Annotated in this window: 15 protein-coding genes; 7 read left to right on the top strand and 8 right to left on the bottom strand. The window is 66.1% G+C overall.

Annotation, left to right across the window (positions count from 1 at the left end; translation table 11 throughout):
* Position 1 precedes the first annotated feature (1 nt).
* Both CH306_RS23430 and CH306_RS23425 read left to right on the top strand, forming a co-directional pair.
* On the top strand, positions 2-1,000 hold the full coding sequence (locus CH306_RS23430; protein ID WP_094648078.1) for a DHH family phosphoesterase: 999 nt from the start codon (positions 2-4) through the stop codon (positions 998-1,000).
* On the top strand, positions 997-2,325 hold the full coding sequence (locus CH306_RS23425; protein ID WP_094648077.1) for an MATE family efflux transporter: 1,329 nt from the start codon (positions 997-999) through the stop codon (positions 2,323-2,325). The genes CH306_RS23430 and CH306_RS23425 overlap by 4 nt, the downstream gene beginning before the upstream one ends.
* A gap of 7 nt (positions 2,326-2,332) precedes the next feature.
* Here the strand turns inward: CH306_RS23425 and CH306_RS23420 are convergent, their stop codons facing one another.
* From CH306_RS23420 to CH306_RS23405, 4 genes are read right to left on the bottom strand one after another with little or no spacing between them, the layout of a single operon-like run.
* Entirely contained in the window at positions 2,333-3,427 is a 1,095-nt protein-coding gene (locus CH306_RS23420) for a sulfate/molybdate ABC transporter ATP-binding protein (RefSeq protein WP_094648076.1), read from the bottom strand.
* A complete protein-coding gene (locus tag CH306_RS23415; RefSeq protein ID WP_045195519.1) occupies positions 3,424-4,254 on the bottom strand; it encodes an ABC transporter permease in 831 nt (276 codons plus the stop codon). The genes CH306_RS23420 and CH306_RS23415 overlap by 4 nt, the downstream gene beginning before the upstream one ends.
* Positions 4,251-5,048, bottom strand: coding sequence for a molybdate ABC transporter substrate-binding protein (gene modA, locus CH306_RS23410; RefSeq protein WP_373453993.1), 798 nt, complete (start codon positions 5,046-5,048; stop codon positions 4,251-4,253). The genes CH306_RS23415 and modA overlap by 4 nt, the downstream gene beginning before the upstream one ends.
* A 10-nt stretch (positions 5,049-5,058) precedes the next feature.
* Positions 5,059-5,457: a TOBE domain-containing protein gene (locus CH306_RS23405; protein ID WP_032398374.1), complete on the bottom strand. Its 399-nt coding sequence runs from the start codon at positions 5,455-5,457 to the stop codon at positions 5,059-5,061.
* 242 nt (positions 5,458-5,699) lie between these two features.
* Between CH306_RS23405 and CH306_RS23400 the strand changes: the two genes are divergently transcribed.
* From CH306_RS23400 to truB, 3 genes are read left to right on the top strand one after another with little or no spacing between them, the layout of a single operon-like run.
* Positions 5,700-6,623 (top strand): metallophosphoesterase family protein, encoded by a 924-nt coding sequence (locus tag CH306_RS23400; protein ID WP_032397841.1) that lies wholly within the window; start codon positions 5,700-5,702, stop codon positions 6,621-6,623.
* Positions 6,620-7,285, top strand: coding sequence for a 4'-phosphopantetheinyl transferase Npt (gene npt, locus CH306_RS23395; protein ID WP_094631758.1), 666 nt, complete (start codon positions 6,620-6,622; stop codon positions 7,283-7,285). The genes CH306_RS23400 and npt overlap by 4 nt, the downstream gene beginning before the upstream one ends.
* Positions 7,286-7,320: 35 nt before the next feature.
* Entirely contained in the window at positions 7,321-8,253 is a 933-nt protein-coding gene (truB, locus tag CH306_RS23390) for a tRNA pseudouridine(55) synthase TruB (protein WP_094631827.1), read from the top strand.
* 12 nt (positions 8,254-8,265) lie between these two features.
* On the opposite strand, the gene CH306_RS23385 is transcribed toward truB, so the two are convergent.
* The 4 genes from CH306_RS23385 to CH306_RS23370 are packed head-to-tail and all read right to left on the bottom strand — an operon-like array spanning position 8,266 to position 11,682.
* Positions 8,266-9,018, bottom strand: coding sequence for a metal-dependent transcriptional regulator (locus CH306_RS23385; RefSeq protein ID WP_371828393.1), 753 nt, complete (start codon positions 9,016-9,018; stop codon positions 8,266-8,268).
* Between the two features lies 1 nt (position 9,019).
* Positions 9,020-9,892 carry a metal ABC transporter permease gene (locus CH306_RS23380; protein WP_094631757.1) on the bottom strand — a complete coding sequence of 291 codons (873 nt, stop codon included), beginning with the start codon at positions 9,890-9,892 and terminating at the stop codon, positions 9,020-9,022.
* A 3-nt stretch (positions 9,893-9,895) separates the two neighbouring features.
* Positions 9,896-10,723, bottom strand: coding sequence for a metal ABC transporter ATP-binding protein (locus tag CH306_RS23375; RefSeq protein WP_045195510.1), 828 nt, complete (start codon positions 10,721-10,723; stop codon positions 9,896-9,898).
* Positions 10,720-11,682: a metal ABC transporter substrate-binding protein gene (locus CH306_RS23370; RefSeq protein ID WP_032397845.1), complete on the bottom strand. Its 963-nt coding sequence runs from the start codon at positions 11,680-11,682 to the stop codon at positions 10,720-10,722. Before CH306_RS23370 ends, CH306_RS23375 begins: the two co-directional genes overlap by 4 nt.
* A gap of 103 nt (positions 11,683-11,785) precedes the next feature.
* Here CH306_RS23370 and CH306_RS23365 point away from each other — a divergent pair, with 103 nt between their 5' ends.
* Both CH306_RS23365 and rpsO read left to right on the top strand, forming a co-directional pair.
* Positions 11,786-12,754 carry a bifunctional riboflavin kinase/FAD synthetase gene (locus CH306_RS23365; protein ID WP_176459297.1) on the top strand — a complete coding sequence of 323 codons (969 nt, stop codon included), beginning with the start codon at positions 11,786-11,788 and terminating at the stop codon, positions 12,752-12,754.
* 134 nt (positions 12,755-12,888) lie between these two features.
* Complete coding sequence (rpsO, locus tag CH306_RS23360; protein ID WP_032397847.1) at positions 12,889-13,158, top strand: 30S ribosomal protein S15; 270 nt, start codon at positions 12,889-12,891, stop codon at positions 13,156-13,158.
* Positions 13,159-13,194 lie beyond the last annotated feature (36 nt).

The following is a 13,194-nucleotide window of genomic DNA, read 5'->3' as shown; positions in this document are numbered from 1 at the left end:
CATGGCCGATGGTTCGGGGTCGGTGTCGGAGACCGACGAGGATCTGACCCGGGCGATCGAGATGCTCGAACGTGCATCCTCGGTGACCGTGCTGTGTCACGTTCAGCCCGATGCCGACACGATCGGCAGTGGGCTCGCGCTCGGTTCGGTACTCGAACGTCGCGGTGCGAGGGTCCAGGTGGCGTTCGCAGCTCCGTCGTCTCTGCCCGAGTCGATGGACGAGCTGCCGGGAAGGCACCTTCTCGTCGACGCCGACAAGGTCACGGACACCGTCGACCTGGTGGTCACCGTCGACGCCGGAAGTCGGGGCCGGCTGGGTTCGCTGGGCGCTCGGCTCGATTCCGCGTCGGCGAGCCTCGTGATCGATCATCACCGCAGCAACACCCGATTCGGCACGGTCAACGTGGTGGATGCCTCCGCGGAGTCGACCACCGCTGTGATCGCGCGGATGTTGGACCAGTGGGGTGTGGAGATCGACGCGGATCTGGCGCACCTGCTGTTCGCGGGCCTGGTCACCGACACCGGTTCGTTCCGGTGGGTTCGTCCCGGGTCGCACCTGCTGGCCGAACGACTGCTGGCGACGGGCATCGACGGCGCCCACATCGCTCGCAAACTGCTCGACACCCATCCGTTCGAGTGGCTCCCGATGCTCGGTTCGGTCCTGGGTTCGGCCTCGCTGATTCCCGATGCCGTCGACGGACGCGGGCTGGTGTACGCCGTGATTCGCAGCGAGGATTCGGCCGGGTTGCGCTCCGAGGAGATCGAGAGCGTGATCGACATCGTGCGCACCACCTCCGAAGCCGAGGTGGCCGCCGTGCTCAAGCAACAGGACTTCGGCTCGATCTGGGTGGTTTCCCTGCGCTCGAAGACCGAGGTCGACGTCTCGGCAGTGGCGTGCGAACTCGGCGGCGGCGGGCACCGCAATGCAGCCGGCTACACGGCGACCGGCGAATTGTCCGACGTGATCGAAGCGCTGCGCGGAGCCTTGTCCACGTCGTGAGCTCCACTCCGGTCACCGCTCGAAAGATTCTCGGCCTGTCGCTGCCCTCCCTCGGCGTCCTCGCCGCCGAACCTCTCTACCTGTTGTTCGACGCCGCCGTGATCGGCAGGCTGGGTGCCTTGGCCCTCGCGGGCCTGGCGATCGGCGGGCTCGTGCTGGCCCAGGTCAGCACCCAGCTGACCTTTCTGTCCTACGGCACGACCTCGCGCGCGGCTCGTATGCACGGTGCCGGTCGCGAACGTGATGCTGTCGGCGAGGGTGTGCAGGCAACCTGGTTGGCCTTCGCGATCGGTATCGCCATCGTCGCGGTGATGCAACTCGCGGCAGAGCCCGTGGTGTCGGTACTCACCGGAGGTGGCGACATCGCCGCCGAGGCTCTCGCGTGGCTACGGGTGGCTCTGCTCGGTGTGCCGTTCATCCTGGTGTCTCTGGCCGGAAACGGATGGATGCGCGGAGTCCAGAACACGGTGACCCCACTGCGTTTCGTCGTGTTCGGCTTCGGTGTGTCGGCAGTTCTGTGCCCACTGCTGGTTCATGGGCTGCTCGGATTCCCGCGTCTGGAGCTGGTGGGATCGGCCGTGGCCAACGTGATCGGGCAGGGCCTCGCCGGTGCGCTGTTCGTGTTCGCAGTCGTGCGAGCGAGCACCGAGTTGCGCCCGCGCTGGTCGGTGATGCGCGCGCAGCTGGTGTTGGGACGCGACCTGATCGTGCGCAGCCTGGCGTTCCAGGCCTGCTTCCTGTCTGCCGCCGCGGTCGCGTCGCGCTTCGGTGCGGCGTCGGTCGCCGCCAATCAGGTGGTCCTGCACATGTGGAACCTGGTGTCCCTGATGCTCGATTCCTTGGCGATTGCCGCTCAGACCCTGGTGGGTGCCGCCCTCGGCGCGAGCAGGACCGACGACGCGCGCGCACTCGCGTGGCGGCTGACCGCATGGTCGACGGTCTTCGCGGTCGTCCTCGCAGGCGTGTTCGCGGTCGGACGCTCGTTCGTCCCGGAGTTGTTCACCACCGACGCATCGGTCATCGACGAGATGCATGCGATCTGGTGGATCTTCGTGGCGATCATTCCCGTTGCGGGCGTGGTGTTCGCGCTGGACGGAGTGCTGCTCGGCAGTGGCGATGCTGCGTTTCTGCGGAACGCGACCATGGCGTGCGCCGTCGTGGGCTTTCTACCGTTCATCTGGTCGGCTCTGGTGTTCGACTGGGGGTTGGTCGGGATCTGGACCGGGCTCGGCGTCTTCGTCGGGCTACGCATGCTCGCCGTCGCGGGACGGGCGCTGTCCGGTAAGTGGTTGGTCGTCGGCAGCGACCGCCAACTACGACACTGACCGTCGGTCAGGGCTGCGACGGCAACGCGGGGTGTAACGCCACCTCGTGGCTCTTGACGACGAAGAACACGCTGCGGCCGGGCTCGAGCCCGAGATCCGATACCGCAGCCGGGGTGATGTCGGCGGCCATGCCGGGGGAACCGTCGGGTTGCGGACGTGACCGAACACGAATGCCGGAGCCCTGCACCTCCATCTCCTCGATCACCACCTCGAACACGTTGCGGGGGCTTGCATGCGGTGGTGTCGGGTGTACCGACACAGCGGCGGGGGAGAACACCGCTACCAGTGGAGTGTCGGTGGCGTGCCGCCCGGAGCCGTGCACCGTCACTCCCCAGTCGGTGGTCAGGGACGTCGAGTCGTCGGCGTCGACGGCCCGTCCCGAGATCAGGTTCACCCCGGCGATGCGGGCACCGAATTCGCTGCGAGGGGCAGTGAGGACCTCGGTGACCGAGCCTCTCTCGACAACGCGCCCGCCGTCGACGACTGCGACGGAATCGGCGAGTGCAACGACGTCGAGCAGGTCGTGGGTCACGATCAAGGCCGTGCGGCCGCTCTTGCGCAACACCGTGCGCAGCACGCGCCGAATGCCCGGTGCCGTGTCGACATCCAGTGCCGCCAGGGGTTCGTCGAGCAGCAGCAGGTGTGGATCGGCCGCGAGAGCGCGCGCGATGGCGATACGTTGGGCCTGGCCGCCGGACAACTGCGCAGGGCGGCGATCGGCCAGGTGGGAGGCTCCGACGGCGTCGAGCCAGGTATCGGCGACGGTTCGCGCGGTGGCGCGGTCCGCGCCGGCGCTGCGTGGTGCGAAGGCCACGTTCGTGCGAGCGTCCATGTGAGGAAACAGCAGAGCTTCCTGAGCGAGGGTCGCAACGCCTCGCGCATGAATCGGCACGGCGGTGTTCGAGGCGGTGTCGGTCAACACGTCCTCGCCCAGTCGGACGATTCCGTGGTCGGGTGCCACCACGCCCGAGACGAGTTGCAGCAGTGTCGATTTGCCCGCCCCGTTCGGCCCCAGAACAGCCACCGTCTCGCCCTCGCGGGCATCGAGTTCGAGATCGATGCCGCGGATACCGAGGGTGGCCCTCAGGTGTAGTGAACTCACAGCGTTCCCGACGATCGGGTGCCGCGTGCGGTGACGACAACGAGTGCCGCGACGAGAATCAGCACCAGCGACAGCGCCACCGCGGCATCGGGGTCGCTCTCGCGCTGCAGGTAGATTTCCAGCGGCAGCGTCCTGGTCACGCCTTCGAGAGAACCGGCGAAGGTCAACGTCGCGCCGAATTCTCCGAGTGCGCGGGCGAAGGCGAGGACTGTTCCGGACATCAGTCCGGGAAGAATCAGTGGAACGGTGACCCGCCGTAGGACGGTCGTGGGGGTGGCACCGAGGGTGGCAGCCACCACGTCGTATCGGTCGCCGGCCGTACGGAGGGCACCCTCGACGCCGACGACGAGGAAGGGGAGCGACACGAACACCTGCGCCAACACGACGGCCGAGGTGGTGAACGCTATTCGAATACCGAAGGCTTCGAGGTGCTCGCCCAACAGGCCTTGGCGTCCGAAGGTGTAGAGCAGCGCGATGCCGCCGACCACCGGGGGAAGAACCAAGGGCAGGACGACGAGAGAGCGAAGGATCGACAGCCCTCGAATCGAGCTGCGCGAGAGCACGATTGCCATCGGCACGCCCAGAAGCACGCACACTGCGGTGCTGGCCGTCGCTGTCTTCAGGCTCAGAACCAGTGCTGCGACGGCGGATTCGGAGGTGACGAGACCGAGAAAATTCGACCAGTCGATTCGGGTGAACATCGCGGCCAACGGCAACACGACGAGCAGGGCGCCCACGGCGGCCGGTGCGAATATCCACGGCGGTACCCCGACGGTCGGACGGCGTCCTGCCGATGGTTGCCCGCCGTCGACGGCTCTGGCGGTCACGGCGCCGCGAAACCGGCTCGACCGAGCACGTCTCGGCCGACGGGTCCGGTGACGAACTCGGTGAATGCGCGCGCTGTGTCGGGGTTGCCGGAACCCCGCAGTGTCGCGATCGGGTAGGTGTTGACGGCCTCGCTCGACTCCTCGAAGGGCACCGTGGTCACGGCTGCGCCTGCTCCGGCGGCGTCGGTGACGTAGACCAGTCCGGCATCGGCCTGCCCCGAGGTGACCTTGCCCAGTACGTCGGTGACCGAGGATTCCTCGCTCACGGCCGGGACGAGCGTGCCGGTTGCGGTCTCGACCGCGGCCGTCGCCGCACCGCAGGGCACCTGGGGCGCGCAGATCACGGTCAGAACATCGGGGTTCGCCAGATCGGCGAACGAGGCTATGCGGTCCGGGTTTCCGGGGGCGGTCACGATGGTCAGAGTGTTGGACGCGAAGTCGACGGGACTGCCGGCCACCAGATTCTCGTCGACCGTCGCGGTCATGTTCTTCGTATCCGCGGAGGCGAAGACGTCGGCGGGCGCGCCGGAGATCAGCTGTGCGGCCAGATCGGACGAACCCGCGAAACTGAACTCCACCGAGGTTCCGGGGTGTTCGGCCTCGAAGCGAGTACCGAGATCGGTGAACGTCGCGCGAAGCGAAGCTGCGGCGAAGACCGTGATCTCGCCTCCGACTGCGTGGGCGTCCGAGGCCACATCGGGCGTTGTCGAATCGGACTGCGAGCTGCATCCGACGAGCATCAGGGTGGCTGCAACCACGAGGGCGGATACCTGGCGCATTGTCTTCACGAACATCTCCTGCGTTCTACGGTGTCTCGACGATGACGGTGGTCGCCTTGACGACAGCGACGGTGACCTTGCCGGGCTCGAGCCCCAGTTCGCGAACCGATCGGGTGCTCATCAGCGACACGATCGTGAACGGCCCGCACTGCATGCTCACCTCGCTCATCACCGCGTCCGAGACGACCTCGGTGACCAAACCCACGAGCCGGTTGCGGGCGGAGCTGCCACCCGACGAGATCTCGGGCGGAGGAACGGCATGTTCGCGTGCGTAGTCCGCGAGGTCGCGACCGGCGATGACCTTGCGTCCGGTCTCGTCCTCGAGCGCGGGCAGCGCTCCGCTGTCGATCCATCTGCGCACGGTGTCGTCACTGACACCGAGGAGGGCTGCGGCGTCACGAACGCGGACCGGGGGCACTGTCATCGGGGTGCAATCCCAGAAAACGTCCGCAAACAAGTCATGAGAGGCACCATATACCCGAATCTGCGGGTCTTTCGACTCGATCTCGGTGTCGGTGAGCAACACCGTTCGGTCGTCGACCGAATCGCCGCGTCACCCCGCCCGGACACTGCGCGGAATCTGCATGGAGTATTGGACGTTGGTACGTTCTCGGACGGTTCTGGCGATTCGACGCCGGCGGCCGAGCGCATCGGAAGGAATTTTCAGTGGCAGCGAAGCTGTGGGCAGTGAGCGACATTCACGTCGGACATCGGGGTAACCGACCCGTGACCGAAGACATCTTTCCCGAATCTCCCGACGACTGGCTGATCGTTGCCGGCGACGTGTCGGAGAAGACCGACGACATCAAGTGGGCGCTCGAGCTGCTCCGTAGCCGTTTCGCGAAGGTCATCTGGGTTCCCGGAAATCACGAGCTGTGGACGACGGTGAAAGATCCTGTCCAGATCCACGGCGCCGCCCGCTACGAGTACCTGGTCAACCTGTGCCGCGAGATCGACGTCGTCACCCCGGAGGATCCGTACCTGCGTTGGGAGGGTGAAGGCGGCCCGGCGACGATCGTGCCGATGTTCCTGCTCTACGACTACACGTTCTTGCCCCAGGGAGCGCGCGACAAGGAGCACGGCCTGGCGATCGCGCGAGAGAAGAACGTGGTCGCCACCGACGAATTCCTGCTGTCCTCGCAGCCGTACGCGACGCGAGATGCCTGGTGCCACGCGCGGATCGACGCCACCCGGGAGCGTCTCGATGCGTTGGACACATCCGTTCCGACCGTGTTGATCAACCACTTCCCGATGGTCCGGCAGCCCACCGAGGTGCTGTTCTACCCGGAGTTCGCGCTGTGGTGCGGGTCCACTCTGACGGCGGATTGGCACACGCGGTACAACGCGATCTGCTCGGTGTACGGACACCTGCACATCCCGCGGACGACCTACTACGACGGCGTTCGCTTCGAGGAGGTGTCGGTGGGTTACCCGCGCGAATGGCAGCGCCGCGGCCTGCCGAAGAACGTTCTGCGCCAGATTCTTCCGGTCCCCGAGTATCCGCCGGGTGCGTTGAACAAGTGGGGCGGACACTTCACGGTGACGCCCGAGATGGAGGCAGAGGTAGAAAAGATGAGGGCAGGCAAGTGATCGAATCGATACTTCCCAACGGCGTCGTCTCGGCCGAATTGTTCGCGGACCCACCGGGTTTGACGCCGCATCCGCTCGAAGCTCCGCTGGTGGCCAAGGCGGTGGACAAGCGCAAGCGTGAGTTCACCTCGGCTCGACACTGTGCTCGGGTGGCGATGGAGAAGTTGGGCGTGGAGCCCGCGCCGATCATGCGCGGCAAGTCCGGTGCACCGCAGTGGCCGAAGGGTGTGGTCGGATCCTTGACCCACTGCGACGGTTATCGCGGCGCGGTGCTGGCCTATTCGATGCAGGTGCGGTCGGTGGGGATCGACGCCGAGCCGCACGGCCCCTTGCCCGACGGCGTGCTCGAGGCGGTGAGCCTGCCGGCCGAGCGGGAGTGGCTGGAGGCGGCCGGTCGTGAGGACATCCACTGGGACCGAGTGTTGTTCTGTGCCAAGGAAGCGACGTACAAGGCCTGGGAGCCGTTGACCGGACGGTGGCTCGGTTTCGAGGACGCGCACATCACCTTCGAGCGAACCGGCTCCGGCGACGACCTCTCGGGAACGTTCCATTCCGAGTTGTTGGTGCCGGGCGACACCGTCTCCGGCCCGCCTCTGTCGGCGTTCGACGGTCGCTGGATGGTGGCCGGCGGTCTGGTGATGACGGCGATCTCGGTGATGTGACGGCCGGATTCGCGGGCCTGGCACAATGCTCTCTCGTGAGTGCCCGTGAAAAGATTTCGTCCGGTCTCGTCGGTGCCGGCCTCTTGGTGGTCGACAAGGGGCCGGGTGTGACGAGCCACGACGTGGTGGCGTCGTGTCGAAAACTGTTGCGCACCAGGAAGGTCGGCCACGCGGGGACTCTGGACCCCATGGCGACGGGCGTGCTGGTGCTCGGCGTGGAGCGTGCGACCAAGATGCTGGGATTGCTCTCGCTGACCACCAAGTCCTACACCGCGACCATCCGGCTCGGCCGGAGCACGACGACCGACGACGCCGAGGGCGACCTGCTGGCCGATGTCTCGGCCGTGCACGTCTCCGACTCCGAGATCCAGGCCGCGATCGCCGCCCTGACGGGCGACATCGAGCAGGTGCCTGCGAGCGTCAGCGCCATCAAGGTCGACGGGCAACGCGCCCACAAACTGTCCCGCGCAGGTGAGGAGTTCACCCTCGCCGCCCGCAAGGTCAGCGTCACCCGATTCGACGTGACCTTTAGGCGCGATGTCGTGGACAACGAATCGGCATTCGTCGACCTCGATGTCGAGGTGGACTGCACGTCCGGGACCTATGTGCGTGCCCTGGCGCGCGATCTCGGCGCTGCACTCGGCGTCGGCGGCCACCTGACCGTGCTGCGTCGCACTCGCGTCGGACCCTTCACCCTCGACCATGCGCGGACGCTCGAAGAGCTGGCCGAGAACCCGGCCGTGAGCCTGGACATCGACCAGGCGGCGCGAACGGCCTTTCCGCACCGGCAGATCGACGCGGGTGAGGCGGAGTCGTTGAGCCAGGGAAGGTGGCTGGATCCGGTCGGAATCGACGGGGTGTACGCGGCGGTCGATCCCACGGGTCACACCATCGCTCTGCTTCAGGAGAAGGGCAAGCGCGCCAGTTCGGTCATGGTGGTCCGGCCCGCGACCTTGCGCGGACACTGAAGCGAACCGACGTCAGTTCGCCGGAACCATCCAGATCGCTTCGGCGGCGCGGTGGCCGAGGTCGATCGAATCGGTGGCGTCGGTGCGGGCGAGCTCGATGGCGACGGTGCCGGCGTAGTCACGTCGTTCGACCACCGTGATCGGCAGGTCCAGCGTGATGCCGACGGAATCGAAGTAGCGGAGCATGGCCGGGTCGGAGTCGGAAATTCTGGCGACTCGGCCGGATTGTCCGTCGAGGTACTCGCTCAGGCGAGTCGCGGACGGAGTCTCGATCGCACCGTCCACCGACGGAATCGGGTCACCGTGCGGGTCCCGTTCGGGGTGACCCAGTTTGGCGTCGATTCGATCCATCATCAGATCCGAGACTGCATGTTCGAGAATCTCTGCCTCGTCGTGCACTTCGTCCCAGCCGTACCCCAGTTCGCGGACCAGATAGGTCTCGATCAGACGGTGCCGACGCACCATGCCGATGGCAGCCAGGCGGCCCTTCTCCGTCAACGAGATGGCTCCGTAGCGGGCGTGGTCGACCATGCCCTGGTCGGCGAGCTTGCGAATCGCCTCGGACACCGTCGATGCGGAAACGCCGATGCGCTCGGAGAGCATCTTGGTGCTGACGGAGTCCTCGCTCCACTCACTGGCCGTCCAGATGACCTTGAGGTAATCCTGCGCAACCGCGGACAGCTGGACGCCCTCGTCGGCCGGTGCGGGATCGTCTTTTCGTTGCGCCACGTCGCCGAGCTTAGGCAATCCAATGGAAAAAGACATCTCACCCGGCCGGAGCCACCGGTACCTGTCCGCGTCGGCGCACGGCGCGGACGACGATGCCCTGTGAGGGGCTGAAGAGGTAGGCAAGGACGAAGACCAACCCCTGAGTGAGCACGACGCTGCCACCGGAGGACACGTCGAGATAGAAGCTGGCGTAGATCCCCACCAGCGCGCAACCCACCGAAACAAGCGGTGCCAATACCAGCATGCGGCCGAAGCTGTGCGTGAGCAGATACGCCGACGCACCTGGGGTGATGAGCATCGCCACCACGAGAATCACGCCGACGGCCTGAAGTGCCACCACCGTCGTCAAAGCCAGCAGGGTCAGCATCACAGCCGAGATCACCGTCGGATTGATGCCGACGGCGCGGGCCTGGGTGCGGTCGAAGGCGAAGAGAGTGAAGTCCCGACGCTTGACGATCATGACGGCCAACGCGATGCCGCCGAGTACGAACACCTGGATCATGTCCGCCTGCGAGACGCCGAGCAGATTGCCGAACAGGATGTGGTTGAGGTCGATCTGGCTCGGAAACTTGGAGATCAGGACGACACCGAGCGCGAACAAGGTGGTGAAGACGACGCCGATGGCGGCGTCCTCCTTGACGATGGTGGTGTTGCGCACGACCCCGATGGCACCGACCGCGATGAGGGCGAACAGAAGAGCGCCGATCGCGAACGGTGCACCGAGCAGATACGACAATGCGACGCCGGGCAGCACGGCGTGCGAGACGGCGTCGCCCATCAGCGACCACCCGATGAGAACGAGCCAGCAGCTCAGCACCGCGCACACGATCGAGGCGGTCACGGTCACCAGGAGGGCCCGCTGCATGAAGGTGTATTCGAGTGGTTCGACGAGAAAATCGACGAGATACACGGTTCAGCTCGCTTCCGTGGTCGGGGTGGCCTGGGTTCGATTGCCTGCACCGAGTTGGTCGACCTTCGACGGGTCGATGCCGAAGGCCAGCGCCAGGTTCTCCGGACGCAGTACCTCGGCGGGACTGCCGTGCATCAGCACCCGTTGCTGCAGCAGAATCGCCTCGTCGCACAGATCCGGCAGAGCATGGAGATCGTGTGTCGACACGAGAACCGAGGCGCCGTGTGCGGCGAGTTCGCGGAGCAGCCGGGTGATGGTGGCTTCGGTCTTCTTGTCCACGCCGGCGAAGGGCTCGTCGAGCAACAGCAACGACGCCTCCTGGGCGATGGCGCGGGCGACGAACGCACGCTTGCGTTGACCGCCGGAGAGCTGACCGATCTGTCGGCTCGCGAGTTCGGCCAGATCGACGCGCTCGAGAGCCTCGTCGACCGCCCGTCGATCGGCTGCTCGGGGAGTGCGAAGAAAATTCTGCTTCCCGTATCGGCCCATCATCACCACGTCGCGCACGCTGATCGGGAACGTCCAGTCGACGGATTCGGCCTGGGGTACGTAGCTCACCGTTCCTGCCTTGCGCGCCCGAGCCGGGTCGCCGCCGAACACGGTGATCGATCCGGAGTTCGGCTTGACCACTCCCATGACGGCCTTGAACAGCGTCGACTTGCCCGATCCGTTCATGCCGACCAACCCGCACACCCGGCCCGGTGCGAGCGTCAGACTGGCATCGGTGAGCGCCACGACGTCGCGGTATCGGACATTGACGGTGTCCACCGCCAGCGCTGCCTCGTTCTCGTGCGGGGCCCTGAGATTCGGGGCCCCAGTGTGCTCGCTCATCGTTCTCCCACCAGTGCGTCGGCGATCAACCGTGCGTCGTAGCGCAGTAGGTCCAGGTACGTGGGGACGGGGCCGGCCGCATCGCTCAGTGAATCGACGTAGAGCTGTCCGCCGAACCGAGCGCCGGTGTCCTCGGCGACCTGCAGCTGCGCCTTGTCCGAGACGGTCGACTCGCAGAACACGGCGGGTACGTCGTTGTCGCGAACGAAATCGATGGTGCGGACCACCTGTTTCGGTGTGCCTTCCTGCTCGGCGTTGACCGGCCACAGGTACGCCTCCTGCAGATCGAAGTCACGAGCCAGATACCCGAATGCGCCCTCACAGGTGACCAGCGCACGTTGACGAGCGGGCAGTCCGGAGAGATCGGCGTCCAGCTCGGCACCGACCCGGCGGAGTTGCTCGACGTACGCCGCTGCGTTCGCGCGGTAGTCGTCGGTGTTGGCGGGGTCGAGCGCAACGAACGCGTCGGCGATGTTCTCGACGTACGTCTCGGCCACGACGGGGGACATCCACGCGTGGGGGTTCGCTTTGCCCGCGTACGCGTCGTCGCGGATGTAGATCGGATCCACGTTCGCACTCACCACGGCATGCGGTGCGGGGATGCGCTCGACGAATTTCTCGAACCAGGCCTCCAGCCCGAGTCCGTTGTCCAGGATCAACTCGGCCTGCTCCGCGGTGCGTAGGTCTCCCGGTGTCGGCTCGTAGCCGTGGATCTCGGCACCGGCTTTTGTGATCGATTCCACTCGAAGGTGGTCGCCGGCCACATTGGCGGCCATGTCGGCGAGGACGGTGAAGGTCGTCAGAACCAAGGGTCTGTCGTCGTCGAGCACAGTCGGATCGTCCTCTCCGACGGCGCGGGCGCAGCCCGTCGACGCTGCTACCAGTAGTCCAACCACGGCCCAGCTCGCAAGAATCCGTCCGGCGTGAAATCCACGCTGGCGAAGAAATAAGTTAGGCACCCCGAAATATTTACCGTGGGAATACCTTTTTGTCCATAGCAACCGCGCGCGACACGCCTGTCCGAGAGTGACCGAGCGGCCGTCGGGCCGTAGGCTTCGCGGTGTGCAGAGATGGCGAGGTCTCGACGATGTACCTGCCGACTGGGGCAGATGCGTGCTCACGATCGGCGTCTTCGACGGCGTTCACCGCGGGCACGCACAGCTGATCGAGCGAGCGGTGGGCGCTGCGAAGAAGCGCGGCGTTCCCAGCGTGCTCATGACATTCGATCCGCACCCGATGGAGGTCGTGCGGCCGGGAAGTCATCCCGCGCAGTTGACGACCCTGACGAGACGAGCCGAACTCGCCGAGGAACTGGGAATCGACGTGTTCTGTGTGATGCCGTTCACGCCCGAGCTGATGAAACTCACCCCCGAGCGGTACGTGCACGAGATTCTGATCGAACGACTCCACGTTGCCGAGGTCGTCGTCGGCGAGAACTTCACCTACGGCAAGAAGGCGCTCGGCACGGTGCCGATGCTCCGGAAGATCGGCGAACGATCGGGATTCGCGGTCGACGGAGTCAACCTGCTCGCCGAGCATGCCGTGACGTTCTCCTCCACGTACATCAGATCGTGCGTGGATGCCGGAGACGTCGCCGCAGCCGCCGCCGCGCTCGGACGGCCGCATCGCGTGGAGGGTGTCGTCGTGCACGGCGACGGCCGGGGTCGTCAGATGGGTTATCCCACAGCCAATGTCGCGCCACCCATGTACTCGGCCATCCCCGCGGACGGCGTCTACGCGGCGTGGTTCACCGTGCTCGGGCCCGGCCCGATCATGGGGACGGTCACTCCGGGGGAGCGGCACCCTGCGGCGGTGTCCGTGGGCACCAATCCCACGTTCTCGGGGCGCACCAGAACCGTCGAGGCATTCGTACTCGACGGCGAGGCCGACCTGTACGGGCAACATGTGGCAGTCGACTTCGTCGACCGACTGCGGGGCATGGAGAAGTTCGACTCGATGGAAGCTCTCGTGGAGGAAATGGGCCGCGACGCCGAGCGTGCCCGCTCGATCCTGGCGGCTAGCACGGCCTGATAGGCTGTCCCCTCGGTGCACGCTGCGGTCCGTGGCGGCTGTACCGGCTTCGATCCCGTCGTGTCGACCTCGGTCGTTCGATCGGGGCGCGTTGCTTCCTTTCACGCGGACGTCATTGATCAGGAGTAGTACCAGTGGCATTGACCACCGAACAGAAGAAGGCCGTTCTCGGCGAGTACGGCTTGCACCCCACCGACACGGGCTCGCCCGAGGCGCAGGTTGCAATGCTCACCAAGCGCATCGTCGACTTGACCGAGCACCTCAAGACGCACAAGCACGACCACCACTCCCGCCGCGGCCTGCTGCTGCTGGTCGGACGTCGTCGTCGTCTGCTCAAGTACATCGCGAAGGTCGACGTCACCCGCTACCGTTCGCTCATCGAGCGTCTGGGTCTGCGTCGATAGTCTTCGGAGACGCGAGGATGTCACCGATGCACCGTT

The organism is Rhodococcus sp. 15-725-2-2b (assembly GCF_002259075.1).
In the GTDB taxonomy this organism is placed as follows: Bacteria; Actinomycetota; Actinomycetes; order Mycobacteriales; family Mycobacteriaceae; genus Rhodococcoides.
The sequence above is the reverse complement of the archived record's forward strand: the minus strand, read 5'-3'. Positions and strand labels throughout refer to the sequence as shown.